Annotated in this window: 15 protein-coding genes; 10 read left to right on the top strand and 5 right to left on the bottom strand. The window is 51.3% G+C overall.

Features of this window, described 5'->3' with window-relative positions; genetic code table 11:
* Positions 1–61: 61 nt before the first annotated feature.
* The 3 genes from JOD24_RS11990 to JOD24_RS11980 all read right to left on the bottom strand — a co-directional run bounded on the left by JOD24_RS11990 (position 62) and on the right by JOD24_RS11980 (position 4,038).
* Positions 62–853 carry a hypothetical protein gene (locus tag JOD24_RS11990; protein WP_429246979.1) on the bottom strand — a complete coding sequence of 264 codons (792 nt, stop codon included), beginning with the start codon at positions 851–853 and terminating at the stop codon, positions 62–64.
* Between the two features lie 69 nt (positions 854–922).
* Positions 923–1,717, bottom strand: a complete 795-nt coding sequence (locus tag JOD24_RS11985; RefSeq protein ID WP_429246978.1) for a hypothetical protein — start codon at positions 1,715–1,717, stop codon at positions 923–925.
* Between the two features lie 5 nt (positions 1,718–1,722).
* The gene (locus JOD24_RS11980; RefSeq protein WP_429246977.1) at positions 1,723–4,038 is read right to left on the bottom strand and encodes a PrsW family intramembrane metalloprotease; all 2,316 of its coding nucleotides are present in this window, start codon (positions 4,036–4,038) and stop codon (positions 1,723–1,725) included.
* Positions 4,039–4,269: 231 nt separating this feature from the next.
* Between JOD24_RS11980 and JOD24_RS11975 the strand changes: the two genes are divergently transcribed.
* Both JOD24_RS11975 and JOD24_RS11970 read left to right on the top strand, forming a co-directional pair.
* Entirely contained in the window at positions 4,270–4,473 is a 204-nt protein-coding gene (locus JOD24_RS11975) for a hypothetical protein (RefSeq protein WP_380166711.1), read from the top strand.
* Between the two features lie 490 nt (positions 4,474–4,963).
* On the top strand, positions 4,964–6,580 hold the full coding sequence (locus JOD24_RS11970) for an ABC-F family ATP-binding cassette domain-containing protein (RefSeq protein ID WP_429246976.1): 1,617 nt from the start codon (positions 4,964–4,966) through the stop codon (positions 6,578–6,580).
* 59 nt (positions 6,581–6,639) lie between these two features.
* Here JOD24_RS11970 and JOD24_RS11965 read toward each other — a convergent pair whose 3' ends face one another.
* The gene (locus tag JOD24_RS11965) at positions 6,640–6,981 is read right to left on the bottom strand and encodes an IDEAL domain-containing protein (RefSeq protein ID WP_380166715.1); all 342 of its coding nucleotides are present in this window, start codon (positions 6,979–6,981) and stop codon (positions 6,640–6,642) included.
* A 319-nt stretch (positions 6,982–7,300) separates the two neighbouring features.
* On the bottom strand, positions 7,301–8,509 hold the full coding sequence (locus JOD24_RS11960; RefSeq protein WP_380166717.1) for a helix-turn-helix transcriptional regulator: 1,209 nt from the start codon (positions 8,507–8,509) through the stop codon (positions 7,301–7,303).
* A 296-nt stretch (positions 8,510–8,805) separates the two neighbouring features.
* Between JOD24_RS11960 and JOD24_RS11955 the strand changes: the two genes are divergently transcribed.
* The 8 genes from JOD24_RS11955 to JOD24_RS11920 all read left to right on the top strand — a co-directional run bounded on the left by JOD24_RS11955 (position 8,806) and on the right by JOD24_RS11920 (position 17,337).
* The gene (locus JOD24_RS11955; protein ID WP_380166719.1) at positions 8,806–9,348 is read left to right on the top strand and encodes a DUF6230 family protein; all 543 of its coding nucleotides are present in this window, start codon (positions 8,806–8,808) and stop codon (positions 9,346–9,348) included.
* A 22-nt stretch (positions 9,349–9,370) separates the two neighbouring features.
* Complete coding sequence (locus JOD24_RS11950) at positions 9,371–9,835, top strand: DUF6114 domain-containing protein (RefSeq protein WP_380166721.1); 465 nt, start codon at positions 9,371–9,373, stop codon at positions 9,833–9,835.
* A gap of 81 nt (positions 9,836–9,916) precedes the next feature.
* Positions 9,917–10,942 (top strand): HPr family phosphocarrier protein, encoded by a 1,026-nt coding sequence (locus JOD24_RS11945; RefSeq protein ID WP_380166723.1) that lies wholly within the window; start codon positions 9,917–9,919, stop codon positions 10,940–10,942.
* Positions 10,943–11,206: 264 nt separating this feature from the next.
* A complete protein-coding gene (locus tag JOD24_RS11940; protein ID WP_380166725.1) occupies positions 11,207–12,385 on the top strand; it encodes an MGDG synthase family glycosyltransferase in 1,179 nt (392 codons plus the stop codon).
* Between the two features lie 110 nt (positions 12,386–12,495).
* Positions 12,496–13,776: an O-antigen ligase family protein gene (locus JOD24_RS11935; RefSeq protein ID WP_380166827.1), complete on the top strand. Its 1,281-nt coding sequence runs from the start codon at positions 12,496–12,498 to the stop codon at positions 13,774–13,776.
* A 7-nt stretch (positions 13,777–13,783) separates the two neighbouring features.
* Positions 13,784–14,371: a 5'-deoxynucleotidase gene (gene yfbR / locus JOD24_RS11930; RefSeq protein WP_429246975.1), complete on the top strand. Its 588-nt coding sequence runs from the start codon at positions 13,784–13,786 to the stop codon at positions 14,369–14,371.
* A gap of 567 nt (positions 14,372–14,938) precedes the next feature.
* Positions 14,939–15,676: an ABC transporter ATP-binding protein gene (locus tag JOD24_RS11925; RefSeq protein WP_380166829.1), complete on the top strand. Its 738-nt coding sequence runs from the start codon at positions 14,939–14,941 to the stop codon at positions 15,674–15,676.
* Positions 15,673–17,337, top strand: coding sequence for a putative ABC transporter permease subunit (locus JOD24_RS11920; protein WP_380166729.1), 1,665 nt, complete (start codon positions 15,673–15,675; stop codon positions 17,335–17,337). The genes JOD24_RS11925 and JOD24_RS11920 overlap by 4 nt, the downstream gene beginning before the upstream one ends.
* Positions 17,338–17,417 lie beyond the last annotated feature (80 nt).

Genomic DNA, 17,417 nt, shown 5'->3' with positions numbered 1-17,417 from the left:
GCCTGAGTCCTGCAAAAAAGGACGAACAGGAACCAACTGATTCCCCATTCGTCCCAAACTGTTATGACGCCTCACCCTTATACAACGTCACCCCTTTTTCTCGACAAAACTGATCCACATCTTTCTCAAAGGTACGCAGAAATTCCCGAGTGTTCACTTTGCTTCGAGTCAGTACCCGGTCATAGAAGCGAACCCGGATCTTACCGTCAGCCATCTCCTGTACCGCATCTGCCCCCAGGCGATCCCGCAGGTAAGCAATCACCCATTCCGTCGGTACATGGGTATGAAACTCCTTTACCAACCGGGCCACCTCATCTTTGGTCTTCAGCGTATACAGGGTATGCTCCACCCGTTCATACAGCGGGCGGGGACGATACAGATAGGCGGGATGGCCCATGAAGGCAGTTAAGCGATCCGACATCCACAATTCTTCTATGGCGGGCAGACTGGCTACATCAGTGAATACTTCCAACAGCTCCTGCGTTCTCCGTTCATTCAAGGCAGGATCATCCGTTTGAAAGTATTTCAGATCATCATATTCTTCGACTCTCAGCATTTTCTTGTACACATCAAGCCGGTTTACATAGATTTCATCTGTCACGGTGGGATTAAAGAACGTAACATCGTACAATCTGTATCTTTTTTGGTTGTTCAAAACCTCATCTCTGATCGTGTCGATGGAATCGATATCTTCCATTCCCTCATCATAGTCAAATGCTGCTCCTTCCAAAAGCCGTGCCATCCCCCAGTGTTTCATCAGGATTTCAGTCACATCCAACCCGACCTGCATATAATCTTCCTTCAAATAGGAACCCCAAAAGGAATACATCAGCCATCTTTCGATCTCTTCCATAGCTTTCACCCTCTCCTCCAACAAAAAAGGATGAACAGGGAGCAATAGACCCCGTTCGTCCCCAAACAGCTAAGATCCTTCCCCTTTATACAACGTCACCCCTCTTTTCCGACAAAACTGATCCACATCTTTCTCAAAGGTGCACAGAAATTCCCGAGTGTTCACTTTGCTTCGAGTCAGTTCCCGGTCATAGAAGCGAACCCGGACTTTGCCATCCGCCATCTCCTGTACCGCATCCTCTCCTAGGCGATCCTGCAAATAATCGATCACCCATTCCGTAGGCACATGGGCTTTAAACTCCTGCACCAACCGGGCCACTTCGTCTTTGGTCTTCAGTGTATAAAGCGAATCCTCCACCCGTTCATACAGCGGACGGGGACGATACAGATAGGCGGGGTGGCCCATAAAGGCAGTTAAATTGCGATCCGGCATCCACAATTCTTCTATGGCGGGCAGACCAGCTACATCGGTGAACACATCCAACAGCTCCTGAGTTCTCCGTTCATTCAAGGCAGGATCCTCGGTTTGGAAATATTTTAGATCATCGTATTCTTGAATCGTTAACATTGCATCAAAAATATCCAACCGGTTTACATAGATTTCTTCTGTCACAGTGGGATTGAAGAATGTAACATCATATAATCTATATCTTTTTTGATTACTCAAGACCTCATCTCTGATCTTGTCGAAGGAACCGACATCTTTCAGCCCTTCATCATAGCTAAATAAAGCTCCCCTTAGCCATTCCACCTGACCCCAGTGCTTCATGAGGATTTCCGTCACATCCAACCCGACCTGCATATAATCTTCCTTCAGATAGGAACCCCAGTAGGAAAACATCAGCCATCTTTCGATCTCTTCCATGATCCTTACCCTCCCCAGTCGATCCGGCGATATTTCACTGTGATATGGAGTTGCTCTTCAAAAGCCTTTTTCATTGTTTCTAGTCCATCTTCGGAAACCCATTTCGGCACTTTCAGCATGTATTCTACCTTCGTATCGGGGTGAGTGATTCCTAACTCTTTGGCCGAGGAAATCTTGTCCAAATTGTTGAGAAGATAATCGACGGATTCCTTATGTTTTTTGAATTGAATATAGCGTATCTGCCTTGCATCAGTATTTGCAGGAATACCTCGCCTAATAAATCGATCAGGATCATCCTCCGCCAGATTAGCCAGCCGTTCAAAATCCTTTTTTGAATACATCTTCGCTTCTTCTACGATGGTGATTCTACCGTCTTTTACAACAATATCATCTGGAATCCCGAAGGTGGTTTTTCGTCCGGGATCCTCTTTATAAGCCTGATCCAAAACGCTTTTAAACAAACTCTTGGTCTTACTCGTCCCCAGACTTCCCGGCAGGGGATCTTCTTCTTCAAAGCGTTCCCAGCCTGTCTTCTTTTTCTCGGGCTCTTTTCCTTCTCCTCCCGGTCCGTTGGAAGCTCCGCTCCCGTGGGCTTGCCTCACATCGGGCTCGTTCCAATCTACTCTCGCGCCGGTGCCCGCCTCTTGCATGGAGTGCCCTGGCATCCATCTCCGTGCCCAACGCTGGAGGGTGGTTTTTCCTCGGTGGATCAGCTCATCCACCACCCGGAGGACCGGAACGCGACGGGCGAGTTGATCCGCTGCCACAGCCAACACAAGGACCCCGGCTTCCTGGGGTGGGCGTCGGAGCAGCTCCTTTCCCCACTGTTTCAAGGTTCCCACCGGATCTTTCAGGAAAGCCTTTGTCGACTCTGGGTTTTGCAGGATGTCGTTGGCGGTGAGTGCGGCACCGAGAGCGGTGAATCCTCCGGCGAGGAAACCGCCTCCCGTCGCTACCGTCAGGATTCCGCCCAGTGCAGTAACTGCGGTGATGACTCCTGCCTTTTCCCAACCGTTTAGCCCTTGCCACCAGTCCGCCAAGCGATCCAGCAAGCCTGTGAAATAGGCTTCCGGGCTGTCGGACAGAATCCACACATCGGTGGAGAGCCCGAGGAACAGGAGCCCCACCGCCAAGGCACTCCCCAGAATCAAGAAACGCCGGTGTAGGGTCTGATGCAAGGTTTCCTGTTCCGTCCCTCGATGCGCCTCAGGGGGGGCCAGCAACGTGAAGCCGAGGCGCCTTCGTTCCCGGGTGAATAAGAGCATGTGGCCCCATACCTGGCGCCCCCGAGGAATCGTCTGCAAAATCGTCAACAGCTCGGTCAAGGGTTCTAAGCGGTGTTCACCGGGGAGGCGAGGGAGCCTTTCTCTCACCTGATTCAAGCGGAGGTAGTCCAGCCCGATGGCCCCCAGAAAAGCCGCCACGAAGACCCATTTCAAGAAGTGCCCCTGTCCGGTCAGTCCATACAGCAACTCCGCCAGTAAAGGCATCCCGTCACTGTGAGCATTCCAGGCCCCATGGTCAAATACCGCCCAGGAGAAGACCGCCAAGGGGAGGAAGAAGGCCTTCTTTCCCCACTGCTTCTGCAAATGAATCCCCAGTCCGATCGCCAAGGTGACAAACCCGCTCCAGATCCCATGTCCGGAAGAGAAAGCGTGACTGCTTTCAAAGGAGCCGGGAAACAGGGTGAAGATTTCCCAATTTTGCTCGGTGTCGGACAATAACTCCGACAGAAAGCCCCAGAATCCGCTTCCGGAATCTGCCGTCACCCAACGCCGTAGCATCTCTTCCATAAAGTCGAACCCGACCCCAACCGCCGCACCGGCCAGCAGATAGTCGGTGAGACTGAAGTGTTGCGTACGCCGAGTCCACAGGAAGAGGAGAAAGAAGGGGATCAGTTTCACCGTCTCCTCGATGAAGGGCCCCAACACTTCACTGCTCCAGTCCGCCCCCACGGAAAGAGCTCCCTGAGCGAACAGGCCGTGAATAAAGTAGAGGATCAAGGCTGATAAAGGGGCGGTCAGCCAAGCCCCCACCGCAAAAAAACGGGCGGTCCCCGTCCAGGTCATCGTCTTGCTGCGGGCGAGGAACCAAAACTGCCACAACAGGTAGTAGCTCCACAAGAACTGAACCAAGGCCTGCCTCGCTTGCGGGATGAAGATCCAGGCGAGGAGGGCGAGGGGAATCAGGATCCAAGCCAACAGGATGTAGGCTTTTCTTCCCCAGTGAAGCAGTTGGTGATGGTCTTTTCTCCAGCGTTGCCAACGTTGTTCCCCATATTGCAGGCAAGTGGTTCCCCACTGCCGCATTGTTTCAAGCAAGTACACCCCTCCTGTTCTGGAATTGATTCTATCGGAAATGAGTGAATTTTCAAGGCATGGGTGCAAGGGTCGCTGGTAGAATACCATCTTCCGATGGGAAATTTGGATCATTAAGCCTGTTTTTCATTAGGGAAGTGTAAAAGCAATCAATCGGTTGGATTTTTTATGTGTATTTCATCGGACCCGGAGCCATCCTATGCTCAACCCATTCAACCCATTTAGGAGGATCACATGAGACGGAAAGAAGAAAACGAGAAGAATATCTATGAAAAGACCGGGGAATTGACAGGCCAGGCGGAAGAGAAGCAACCTGAACAGGGGCCAGAAGATGAGGAGGTCGACCTGATGCAGGAGCAAGTGTATGATGGTCCCGTGTTTGACGGTCCGATGGATGTCATGGAGAAGATCCGGAAGGTGAATGAAGATGAGGAGTGAAGTCGCCCTGCGGGGCGGTTTTTTGTTTTTTATACTCTTTCTGGTCGATCAGACCTTCCCGATATTGACGATGGCAAAGCTGTTGATTAACCAGGAAATGGATGACGGGAACGAAACGATCCTTTCACTCTTCCCATTACCCCCCATCGTAAAATATCCCTTGAGGGGACGGGGAGAGTGGGAGGGCTACGATCTCTTGCAAAGAACGCATAGCGAGACCCGGGAGCGGAAAGCGACCCTGGCGAGACTTGTGCCCTATGGGTGCAAAGGCGAATCAAAGCCCCACAATCCCGACCCCATTTCCTACCTAAAATAGGGCGAATCAACACGCCTGTGACGATGAAGTTCTTTCATCCTTTCCTCCCCATCCCTCCCTCAGGTGGCAGATAACAGGACACATATTGTGTTCTTTCTTTTCTTCCATCCCCTTCTGGAGTTTCCATGTTACAATTGGGTGGGAATGGATCAGGTTTAAAGGACGGATGCAACCATGATTACAGTGCAAGGCGTCGGCCTGCGCTTTGGCGGGCGGAAGTTGTTTGAAGATGTGAACATCAAATTTACCCCGGGCAATTGTTATGGTCTGATTGGGGCCAACGGGGCAGGGAAGTCGACTTTTCTGAAGATCCTAGCGGGGGAGATCGAGCCGAATAAAGGGGAGGTCCAAGTGACTTCCGGTCAGCGGATTGCGGTCCTGAAGCAGGATCATTTCCAATATGATGAGGTACCAGTACTGGAAACCGTAATTATGGGCCATGAACAGCTCTATGACATCATGAAAGAGAAAGATGTCCTTTATGCCAAACCGGATTTTTCCGAGGAAGACGGAGTGCGGGCGGCGGAATTGGAAGGGGAGTTTGCCGAGCTGAACGGCTGGGAGGCGGAGGCAGAGGCGGCCCAGCTGTTGTCCGGGTTGGGTGTCCCCGAGGAGTTTCACACCCGACAGATGAAGGATCTGGAGGACAGTGACAAGGTGAAGGTGCTTTTGGCCCAGGCCTTGTTCGGCCAACCGGATATTCTGCTGCTGGATGAGCCGACCAACCACTTAGATATGCAGGCGGTTCGGTGGTTGGAGGATTTTCTGCTCAATTTTGATAACATCGTGATCGTCGTCTCCCACGACCGTCATTTTCTCAACACCGTCTGCACCCACATGGCGGATATCGATTTTGGGGAGATTCGGCTTTACGTGGGCAACTATGACTTCTGGTACGAATCCAGCCAACTGGCCTTGTCCCTGGCCAAGGAGAAGAACAAGAAGATGGAGGAAAAGCGGAAGCAACTGGAGACCTTCATTGCGCGCTTCAGCGCTCACAAGTCCAAGGCGAGGCAGGCCACTTCCCGCAAGAAAATGTTGGACAAACTGAGCCTGGAGGATATCAAGCCCTCCTCCCGCCGCTATCCCTTCATCCACTTTGAGCCGGAGCGGGAGGCGGGCAATGATCTGCTTCAGGTGGAAGGGCTGTCAAAGACCGTGGATGGGGAGAAGGTGCTGGACAACCTTCGGTTCACAGTGAATAAGGGGGATAAAATCGCTTTTGTCGGGCCGGACGGTTTGGCAAAGACGACCCTGTTACAGATTCTCGCCGGGGAACTGGAAGCCGATACCGGTGAAATCCACTGGGGGATCACTACCAGCCGCACCCATTTTCCCAAGGATCACAATGCATACTTTGACGGGGTAGATCTCAGTTTGGTCGATTGGCTCCGTCAGTACTCAACAGATCAATCGGAGACCTTTGTCCGTGGGTTCCTGGGGCGGATGCTTTTTTCCGGGGATGAAGTGATGAAGAAAGCTCAGGTCCTCTCGGGTGGGGAAAAAGTGCGTTGCATGTTGTCTCGGATGATGCTTTCCGGAGCCAATGTACTGATCCTGGATGATCCGACCAACCACCTAGATATGGAGTCCATTACGGCGTTGAACAAGGGGTTGGAGGAATTTCCGGGGACAATTCTCTTCACCTCCCACGACCACCAATTGGTCCAGACAGTGGCCAACCGGATTATGGAGATCACCCCCCAAGGTCTGGTGGATAAGATGACCACCTATGATGAGTATCTGGAGGATGAAGAATTGCAGCAAAAAGTGAAAGAGATGTATCTGTAGTTATAAAAAAGGGATCCCTCGCCTTGCATGCGGCGGGGATCCCTTTTTATATATATCCGTCAGGAAACCAATTTATTGTTTTCCGTGATGCGAACTTGTTCCAAGGTGTGGGTTAATTCCATAAACCATTTCCTGTCCTTGGTGGACAGAGCGAGGTCGATGAAGTTGAGGAGATGACCTTCCTGATCGGGTGGCATCTCTTCCAAGAGCCGGATTCGATCCGGAGTGCTAGCGGCGAGCTCACCGATCATCTGCTGATGATCTGATTGGGTCACCCGGATTTTCACCGTTCCTTTTTTCAGTTGGATGGACTCAATATATCCTTGGAACAATTCATCTTCGTTCGTTTTTCCTCTTACCCAGTCTCCGACCTGCATATTTGAATGAAGGAGGGTCGTCATGGTTATACACCACCTTTGGATGGATGTCGGCGAGCTCGCCGAACTGGACCATTGACATGGTTGTTGGGGTGAAAGGAGTTCACTTGCCCTCCTATGGGAGGGGCGGGAAAGGACGATGGTTCATGATTCCTCTCCGGACCAGACTTGACTGAAGATTTTTTGAATGAAGTTTTTTATTTTTCCACTTCATTTTTCTTTTGTAGAATTATAGTATTTCAGGATGGGGTGCGTCAAGGTGGAGCCAAGCTTTCCTCTCGGTAGTTATTGGGAACCCAGGTTCTTTCTCTATTTTTACCGGTTCTTCAACTGGGTATAACCCCTACTGGATAATTCCGAGACGAAACCCTTTGGCTACAGCCTCCGATCGGTTTTTGGCATTCAGTTTTTTCAGGGTGGTCTGGGCGTACTCTGCAGCAGTATGCTCGCTGATATGGAGGAGCTCACCGATGTGTTTGGTGGAGTACCCGTAAGCGATCATCTGCAGGAGTTCTTGCTCTCTGCGGGTCAGCAATTTGGAAGCAGGAGGTCGTGGGGATAAGGGAGTGCTCTCATACAATTTCACCCGTAGAACCATAGAGACGCGGGCGATTAAAAACTCCAGCAGACGGAGTCCTTTGGCATCTGGATGATCGAAGGGCTCTCCGTCTTGATCCAGCAGGAGAAAACCCGCGGGTTGCTTGTTTTCTCCGTACAAAGTGCAGGCGAGTAAAGAAGTCAGCCGAAATTGCTTTACATAATAAAGGGGAAAAAAAAGCTTGGCGTCCTGCAGATAAATAGGGCGGGTCTCCCGGATGGCCCATGCGATTCCCGGAATGTTGGACTCCAATGCCCGCACCTGTCGCACTTTAGTGAGATCCACCTGATAGGAGTAGATTCCTTCCACTGTACGGGTGACGGAGGAGTACCAAAAAAGGGCGCCTCGATGATACTGGGTATTTTCCACGATAAATCGGACCGAATCCGTCAACAACTCTTCCAGGGAACGGGAGGTTAGTAGCAATTCATCAAAACGGAGAATCGTCTGCCACAGGGAAGGCATAGAATGGATATCTGGATTTCCGGCGGGATCCGGGACCGTACCGTCCCCCGAATAGTCTGTATTTTTTGTACATTCCTCTTGGTAAACGGAGAAAGTCAAAAAGAGTATCAAGGAATGGAGCCAACGATAATAAGTATGGATCTCCGAGAGATGTGGATCCTTCCAGAGTAGCCCCATGATAATCTCTTCAAAGATCCCCAGGGTGAGGATCACTCGGCTGTTGTCCAAGACAGCCCGCCGCCGTCGGAGTAAATGAAGGAACTTTTTTTCAAACTCCTCAGATTGGGAGGGGAGCATACCGATGTTCCGCATCAAAAATTGAAACAGCTCATGGATCGAGCGCTTCTCCTCTTCGGAGCCATGAAGGATGGACAGTTTCACTTTCCAATTGGCCAGAGCTTCCGGGTAGCCAGAGTAGATCGTATTCATCAATTGTTGCAATTCGTGATGTGGAATCAAAGGAGTGGTCAAAAAAGCCGGAATCTGCATTCCAACCGCCCTCTTCTTTGAATATTTTCACTTGATGACCGAGTGTTTTTTCGTCTTGAATAAAGTATATCAAAAGATATGAGTTCAGAGGGACCCCCTATGTTTATGGGGAACATCATTCCCTGAATAAGAGGGTTGCTGAAGAGTTTGAATGATTATACAATTTCCGATAACCACCAAAAGGCGGGGATCTGACCAGAACTTGAATTGCAAGCGCTTTCTTGCAGCTGTTTTCCGGCAGCTGGATACTGCTGACTGGTCAGATGAAAATAATCCACAGGATGGGGTGAGATCGGATGAAGTATCGTGGGAAGATATTTTGGTCCAGCTTGACGATTTCGCTGGCGCTCCTGATAGCTGTGGTCTCCGGTATCTATGCAGGCGGAGTGGCGATGGCTGTGCCTATAGCCGGCGTCGGGGGATTCACGATTGAGGCGGAGCAGATCGATATCACGAAGTTTAAACTCTTCCCCCATGTGGGGGATACCAGCGACAAAAAGTCGGTTCCCCAAGTGGCCACTCAGATGGATGCCAAAATCAAGGGGTTGAAACTGTTCAAAGATGTCAATGTGCCGGGGGGAACTAAATTTCGGATTATGATCACGGCTTCCGGAGAAGTCACATCTAACGGAATGGTGCTGGATATGAGTCGGATCGCAGCGGATCACAATTTCAAAAAGTTGACCATCAAAGACAATTACTCCAATGATTTTCGGCGGAAATTTGAGATGAATGCGCCGGTTTTGGTATTGAAGAAACCCAAAATCCGGGGACATTACCTCTACAATGACAGCATTTCCCTTCCGGGAATGAAACTGGAGTTGCACAAAATCAAGTGATCTGAGGAAGGAGTGATTCGGTATGGGTGAGTCGGCTGTGACGAATCAAGAGGTGTCGCCTGAGCCAGATCTGCCTGGGAGGAGCGCTGACAAGAGAGGGTCAGCGCGTCGGCCCCGGGCGGGACTGACATTGCTTATACTCTCCGGGCTGTTGACCTTATATATACCGGTCCAATTATACTGGCTCACCTTTGTTCCGGGTAACTTCGCCTTCACTGGAATCCTGTTTGGGGGTCTGTTGCTTACCTGTGGTCTTATCGGCTGGTTTATGCCCCAGTATGTCCGCGTGCTCGGAGTCTTCGGGATCCTCCTCTCGATTCTCTCCCTGATGGGAGCCCTGGGTGGCCTGGTGATCGGGATGTTGCTGGGAATCGTAGGCGGGTGTCTGTGTATAGCCTGGGATCAGAAGAAAGAGAAGGGTCAGGTTCGGATAGAGGGGGATTTTGTAGAGGAAAAAACGTCGATCGGAGAGTCTGCCACGGGATGATGGAAGTTGTTTTCTCAGGAAAAAACGTGGTTTCCCGTTCCCAGAACAGGGGATCTGCGGTACGCGGGAGGGGGAACGCTGTTGAAAAAAGGAAAATCTTATGTTGTGTTGGGTTTGATCTTATCCCTCCTCATGGTCTCTGTGCCTTCCGTGTCCGCCGCTGGGAAAGCATCGGAGGAATTGGTGATCCGTGCGGATCGGATCGAGTCCAAAGGGATGCTGCTGGGACTGGGGTCCGGTCATCAGGGATTGGTGTTGAAGATGGATATCGATCAATCCCAAATATCCGGCATGCGAATGGGCGGATCCTACTCCTCGGGTCAGGGAAGTTGGGGGGTGCGCATGGAGGATTCGGGGACCGTGACCATTCAGGGATTGTCGCTGAAGGCCAACGCGATTGGGTTTAAAATCAAAGCAGACGATTTTATCCGTTTTGAAAAACCCTTGCAACTGGACTCCCTGATGCCCTCCATCGTCCTTCACGATGTGTATCTACGTGTCGAAGGCATGGAAGCGGAAGGGGCTGCCATGCCTTCCCTGGAGTTGGATACGCTGAAAGAAGCCTCGCTGGCACGGCCCGAAGGTGGGATCTGGATCGATTTGCGCAGTGGTTTTTCTTCCATGAGCTCATCTGAAGCGGAGGAAAAAATCAACGGGATTCTCTCCGATGAGTTGGAGAAAGAGAAGGATGAAGACTCCTCGGATCCCTCCAAAGGAAAAGAAGAAGAGGATCCGGAGGCGGGAGAGGATGGGAAGAAAGGGGAAGACGAAAGCCCGACGGATTCTCCCGAAGTGGGTGACCCCCCAGCTGATCGACCCTCCCCCGGTCCGGGAACTTCTCCAGATGACGGAGGGCAGGAAGGTGTAAATCATGAGAAAACGGTGAAGCTACATCGTTACTTCACTGCCCTGGAGATTGTGAACCAGGCGAAGAAGTATTCATCTAAGCTTACCCTTCGGCGGGGGGACAAAGAGTACAATGGAAAGGATTGGGGCCGGATGGTCCTCATCCGTCGTTTACCTGGAACAGAAATCACAGTGACAGCTGAGGGACCGGATGCGGGGGAAGCCGTCCAGGGAATGGCCCGATTTTTGGGAGGAAATTAAAGGCAGGGTGAGAAAAAGCTTTTCCTGGCTGCGGCGGGGGAAACACCTGAAGATAAAAACGCGTTTTAATGATGGTGACGTGAAGACAGGCGGATCTGAGCCTGTCTTTTTTGATGGTCCAGCGCAGTGAAGAGAGCCGTTGATTTTTCCGATAGGTGACTGTGTTATAATAAGGAGCAATTCCTATGAAGACGGACGGTAAACGTAGGTGATTCCAGCCCAAACACCGGTCATCGGTCCGGGGCGGGGAAAGGTGGAACGGGTATGATCGACCGAAGGACCTGGGCTGGTCCCACTCTTTTTCAGAGTGAAAAAGAGGTGTGGCCCGACGGAAAAAAAGTCCTGATCGTATCGGAGAATTTTGGTTCAGGACATACGAAAGCCGCAGAAGCCTTGGCCAAAGGGATTCGGCGGTCAACCCCGGGAGTGGAGGTCAGGGTGGTGGAACTGGGATGTGAGTTGCGCCCTCGAATCAGCAAGGTAATGCTCTATTCCTATCTGTCCATGCTAAAGCAAGCACCATCCCTTTGGAAAATCATTTATGGACGCCACCATTCCCGTGCTTTCCCGAAATGGACGCAGTGGCTCCTGTATCAGACCCTGTATCCCCGCTTGTCCGATTATATTCGAAAAGAGCGGCCGGATTTAGTGATCTCGACACACCCCTTTTCCACTTCGGGAATCGCCCGGCTGAAAAGGAAAGGCGATCCGGTCACCCTTTGCACCCTGATCACGGATTTTTCCGCACACGGTTCGTGGGTTCAAGGGGAAGTGGACCGTTACCTGGTGCCGCATGTCGGGGTGAAGGAGCAACTGGCTCAGATGGGGGTGGAACCGGGAAAGATTTTTGCAACGGGGATTCCGACGGATTCCCGGTTTTGGGTGGAGCAGACCCAGGAAGCAACCCGAGACCAGCTGGGGCTCAGCCAGTTGCCCACCCTTCTGATTCTAGGAGGCGGTATGGGGATCGGGCAGACCGATCGACTGGTTAAGGTGGCGGCGAAGTGGAAAGACTTCATGCAGATTCTGGTTTGTACCGGTCACAATCGCCGGTTGAAAGAAAGTCTGGAGAGGGACCCCGAACTTCAACATCCCCAAATCCGGATCGAGGGGTTTACCGATCAGATGCCCGAATTGATGGAGGCTGCCGATCTGATCGTGTCCAAGCCGGGAGGCATGACTTGCTCGGAAACCATCGCCAAGGGAAAGCCGTTGCTCATCTATGGCTCCATTCCGGGACATGAAGAAAGAAATGCCCGGTTTATGGAAGAGCAGGGATTGGCGGAAGTGGTGGCGAATGATGAGGAACTAAACATCTGGTTCGAAAAGTTGTTGTCGGGTGACCCTTGTTTTGATCAACTCCGGGAGCGAATGTTGGAATGGAGGCAAAACATCGATCCCTCCCACAGTATTGAAGCCGTGCTCAATCTTATGGCTCCCTAATGTCATACCCCCGAGTTTCTTATTTTTTCTATATCTTGTTCTTTTCCCAGTGGATGGATATAATGCTGAGGGTAATGCAATTTTGGGATAAAGGGAGTCTTTTTGTGGATATGGGCTCGCATAAAGAGAGAAATTTAAATGAACGCTGGATGCAACTGCTACTGATCACTATTATTATATCACCGGTTTTTCCAGCTGTCGTGTTGTTGTTGCTGGGGGTTGTCATCCTTTTCACATACAAAGGGAATTGGAATGTCTTCGGATGGCCGGAGCGGATTTTTCTCGGATTTATGGTTTGGTCTACGATCAGTTGGTTTTTCAATCCGTATCTCCTGTTGGGCTGGCTCCCCGCCGGATTGATTCCGGTTTTGTTGTTCGGTCTGTATTATCTTCTTTCCCTTTGGATCAAAGAAGGTCTGAATTGGGACTGGCGCCAATTTCAGAAGCATTATCTCCAGTTTTGGCTTTTTGGGTTGTATGCGGTGGTTGTGACTATTCTCCAACGTGTGGATTGGATCCCAACTGAAAAATCCACCCTGTTTTATCTATTGGGTTTTTATCCGATGCAACAAGCCGAATCGGTCCGCAGCATTGGCACCGCATCCAATTCCAACTTGGCTGCGGCCATGCTGATCTGCCTGGCTTTGCTCAGCATCTATGCTTCTTCGGTGCTGGTGGGGCGCTGGCGAAAGATCGGTGCCTTTGCAACCTTTGTGGTGATTTGTTTGGCTATTTGGTGTACGGGTTCCCGGGGAGCCTGGGTGGGCCTGGTAATCGGGCTTCTGATCCAGGTATGGATGACTGGTCACCGGAAACGTACCGTCCTCCTGTTCCTTGGATTGATGACCATCGGGTTGGTGATCTATACCAATCAAACGCTGATTCCGAGGGAGGAGACTCTGTTTGCAACAGCAGAGGTCCGTTTTTTTGTCTGGCAGAACTCCTTTCGCTTATTTGCGGAAAATTGGTTGACAGGGGTTCTCCCGTTACACTTCAGTTATCTGTTTGACCAGCTGACGGGTCGGTATTTGTTCCATGCTCACAATGTTTTTCTGGGAATGGCCACGGATTTTGGAGTGGTCGGACTGTTGTTATTCCTCAGCTTAATCGTGGTCACCACCAGTCGGGCACGCCGCTGGCGAAAATCCGCCAAAACCAAAGAGGAGAAACGGTTGGCAGGGGTGTTGATCTCGATCATTTTTGCTCTGCTGGGTCATGGGATGTACGATTATCCGATCTTGGTTCCTCAGATTGGTTTGATCTTCATGATCGCCGTGATTGTGATTCACGATCAATATGAAAAATGTTGTCTTGGAAGACCTGCCGCTCAGGTGGGAAGGGACGGAGGACCTCGATGGCGAAAGGGAAACCTGGATAATATAGATTCTTGAGACCGAGGTGGAAGCTTTGAATCCCTTTTTCGCTCAATTGTTTCGTCTCCGTCTGATCCAACGCTGGAATCTGATGCGCACTGTGATGCCAGAAAATGTGGCGGAACACAGTTATCATGTGGCGGTATTGACCCATGCCTTATGCACGATCGCCACAGAAATCCACGGAAAAAAAGTCCCGGTGGAACGGGCGGTCACCCTCGCTCTCTTTCACGATGTTACCGAGGTGATCACCGGGGACATTCCCGGTCCCGTAAAACATCACAATCCCCGGATTCTCAAAGGATTTCGGGAGTTGGAATCCTTGGCGGCGGATCGTCTCTTCGATATGGTGCCAGCGGAGCTGAAGGATCATTACCGACCCTTGATCCACGGTGAGGAACCTGAATTAATCCGCTGGGTGAAAGGGGCCGATCTCCTGGATGGCTATCTGAAGTGCCTGACAGAGATTTCCGCTGGAAACCGGGAGTTCGTCGTGGCCCGGGATGAGCTGAAGGAGCGGATGGACAAGCTGCAAATGCCGGAAATCGACTACTTCCTGGAACACTTCGCCCCCGGATTCACTAAAACCCTGGATGAGTTATCGGAAGAGTAGATGGGAAAACGGACCTGCGGGGTCCGTTTTTTAAAAGAGTAGCGAAAGGAGGTGTCGCCTCGCAGGGAACGGGGTTGAGTGGTAAGGTCGGGCGGGTCGGGCGGCTGAGGCCTTTACGGTCTGGGTAAGATTGTAGCTGTCTCTCTCACGTTCCAAAAGTAGCACCCCATTGTTCAGAATGTTGATATATTTTATAGTGGTCGATGGGGCAGGTCAAGGGGAGGATCCACCGAATCCTTAAATCGTGTCAGGCGTGTTGATTCGGCCTATTTTAGGCAGGAAATCAGGTCGGGATGGTGGGAGGGTGAAAAGCCTTTGCACCCATAGGGCACAAGTCTCGCCAGGGTCGCTTTCCGCTCCCGGGTCTCGCTATGCGCTCTTTACAAGAGATCCTAGCCGTCCCATCCTCCCCGCCCCCTTTGCGATGGGGGCAATAGAGGGAAAGGATTGTTTTGTTCCCATCTTCCACTTTAGGGTTCATCAACAGCCCTGAAATCGTGTTGTATAGGGAGATTTAATATGGAGGCTGTTTTATTTGGATGAAAGGGCGTGGATCGATTGAATCCGATGATCTGGTTTGGAAATGTGAGTAAAACCTATGGAAAGTCAGGGAGAGCGGCGGTGGAGAACTTGCAATTGACGGTGGAGCGGGGAGAGATTTTCGGTTTTCTCGGTCCCAATGGGGCGGGGAAAACTACCACGATCAAGATGGTTACCGGGATTCTGGAGCCGGATGCAGGAGAAATCGAGGTAGACGGGATCTCCATCATCGACCACCCGGTGCAAGCGAAAAAAAGAATCGGATATGTTCCAGATAGTGCCGATCCTTATCCGAGGCTGACCGGTTTGGAATACTTAACCTTCATGGCGGACATCCACCAAGTGGGGGCAGACATCCGCAAAAATCGGATTCCGGAGTGGGTGGAACGGTTAGGTATGGAATCGGCGATCGGAAATCTGATCGATAGCTATTCGCGGGGGATGAAGCAGAAGATCAGTCTGATCGCCTCCATGATTCATCAACCACCGGTTTGGATTCTGGATGAACCGATGGTCGGTTTGGACCCTCGGTCATCTGCGATTTTAAAAGAAGAGATGCGCAGGCACAGCGACAGGGGCAACACCGTCTTTTTCTCCACTCATGTGTTGGAAGTGGCGGAGCGTTTATGCGATCGACTGGCCATACTCCAAGAGGGTCGGCTGGTAGCCACGGGAGAACTGGAACAATTGCGCCAGGGAACCGGTGGCAATGTGACAGATGAGCAAACCTTAGAAAACCTGTTTCTGGAGCTGACAGCAGAATGAGAGTATGGCGTGCGCTGATTCGGGTCTCTTTGAGAAGCCATTTTGGAATCTCTGTGATCAAAGATCGGTATCTGGTACGGAGGGAACGGTTGTGGGAACTTCTGCTAGTGCTATTTTTTCTTTTGTGTCTCCTCCCTTTGGGGTCATTGCTTTTCTTTTTTTACACGGGACTCTATGGGGGATTGAAATGGGTGGGGCAGACGAATGCATTTCCGATTTTACTAGCGGCGGCGGGTCTGGTGGGGGTTTTCATTTTGGGCTTCTTCCAGATTATCGGTACACTCTACTTCGCCAAGGATCGAGAGGACCCGTTCTCGCTCCCGGTCACCCCTGCCCAAGTGTTCAGTGCGCGGATGGTTAGTATCTGGATCGAAATGGTACTCCTCCTGATGCTGATTTTCCTTCCGGGATTTCTTATCTACGGAGGGGTGGAAGGGCTGGGTTTTCCCTATTATGCCTCACTGGTTTTGATGATGGTGCTCCTGCCCTTGTTGCCTTTAAGTCTGGCGGCCATGCTTGTGATGGGATGGATGCGGGTGATCCATCTTCACCGTTCCCGTAGCTATCTGCGTGAGATCAGCGCAGTTTTGGTGATTTTGATCTTACTGGGATTTCAGGTATGGATTCGGGGCGGCTGGATGGAACGGGTCGGGGATGCTAAGGCGCTGGGCTCTTGGTTGACTGACAGTCAGTTGATAGAGACCACCAGCTATTGGATCCCTCCGGCGGTTTGGGTGGCTGATCTTCTCCGTTTTCCCATCATCGGAGGTGGGGGAGTTGCGTGGGTGCTATTCTTGGGAGTCAGCTTGCTAGCAACAGTCGGTACGGTAAAATTAGCCGATGCGCTCTATTACAAAGGATTGGTCGGTGATACGGGAGGAAGGGGAGGGAAGACTCCTGTGGACTGGAGGGAGACTCTCAGGAAAGAGAATTCCCCGCTGGGAGCGATGTTTCGAAAAGAGTGGCGGATTCTGGTCCGGACCCCTGCTTTCTTGTTGCAGGCGATCCTAGGGGTTTTGATCTTCCCCTTGATGGTATTTGTTCCGATGTGGGTGGGAGGAGATGGGCAAGACGTAGCGGATCTTCAATCCTTGCCTTTCCTGGAGGAACTTCTAATCTGGGGCGGTGTAGGGACGATCGCTTTTCTCACTGGTGTGAATGGGGTGGCCGTCTCCGGCATCTCCCGGGAGGGGAAACAATTCGCCTACTCCAAAAGCCTTCCCATTTTCCCAGGTCGGCAGGTATGGGCCAAGTGGCTGTTGGCGATGGTCTTCACTCTGTTTGTGACCGGAGGGGTGGTGGCGATACAGATGCTGATGGGAGGAGGGGCATGGGTTCTTTTATGGACTCTTCTCCTCGGCCTCGCAGCAGGGGCCGGAATGGCTGGAGTGGGCATCGCCATCAATCTGATGCTTCCCCGATTGGATTGGAATACCCCTCAAGAAGCCGTTCGTGGCGGCTCCAATGGGCTGTTGTTGATGTTGATCCAAATCGTCGCGTCAGGTCTGGTAGCTCTGATCGTGTTTTTGATGAAATGGATTCATATACCTGGTGGGTTGATTTACGGGACGATACTTCTTTTGTTCCTGGCTGGGTATTATGTTTTGTATCGAGGGATTAACCAGCTGGCGGAGGAGCGATACCGGAGAATCGAATTGTAAAAAAAGGGCCTGCAGGTCCTTTTTTTTATTGCGAGGGGAGTATAACCCATTGCCGGATCGGTGAAGATGGATATTGACTC

The sequence above is a fragment of the Kroppenstedtia sanguinis genome (genome assembly GCF_050433445.1).
Taxonomy (GTDB): Bacteria; Bacillota; Bacilli; order Thermoactinomycetales; family DSM-45169; genus Kroppenstedtia; species Kroppenstedtia sanguinis.
The sequence above is the reverse complement of the archived record's forward strand: the minus strand, read 5'-3'. Positions and strand labels throughout refer to the sequence as shown.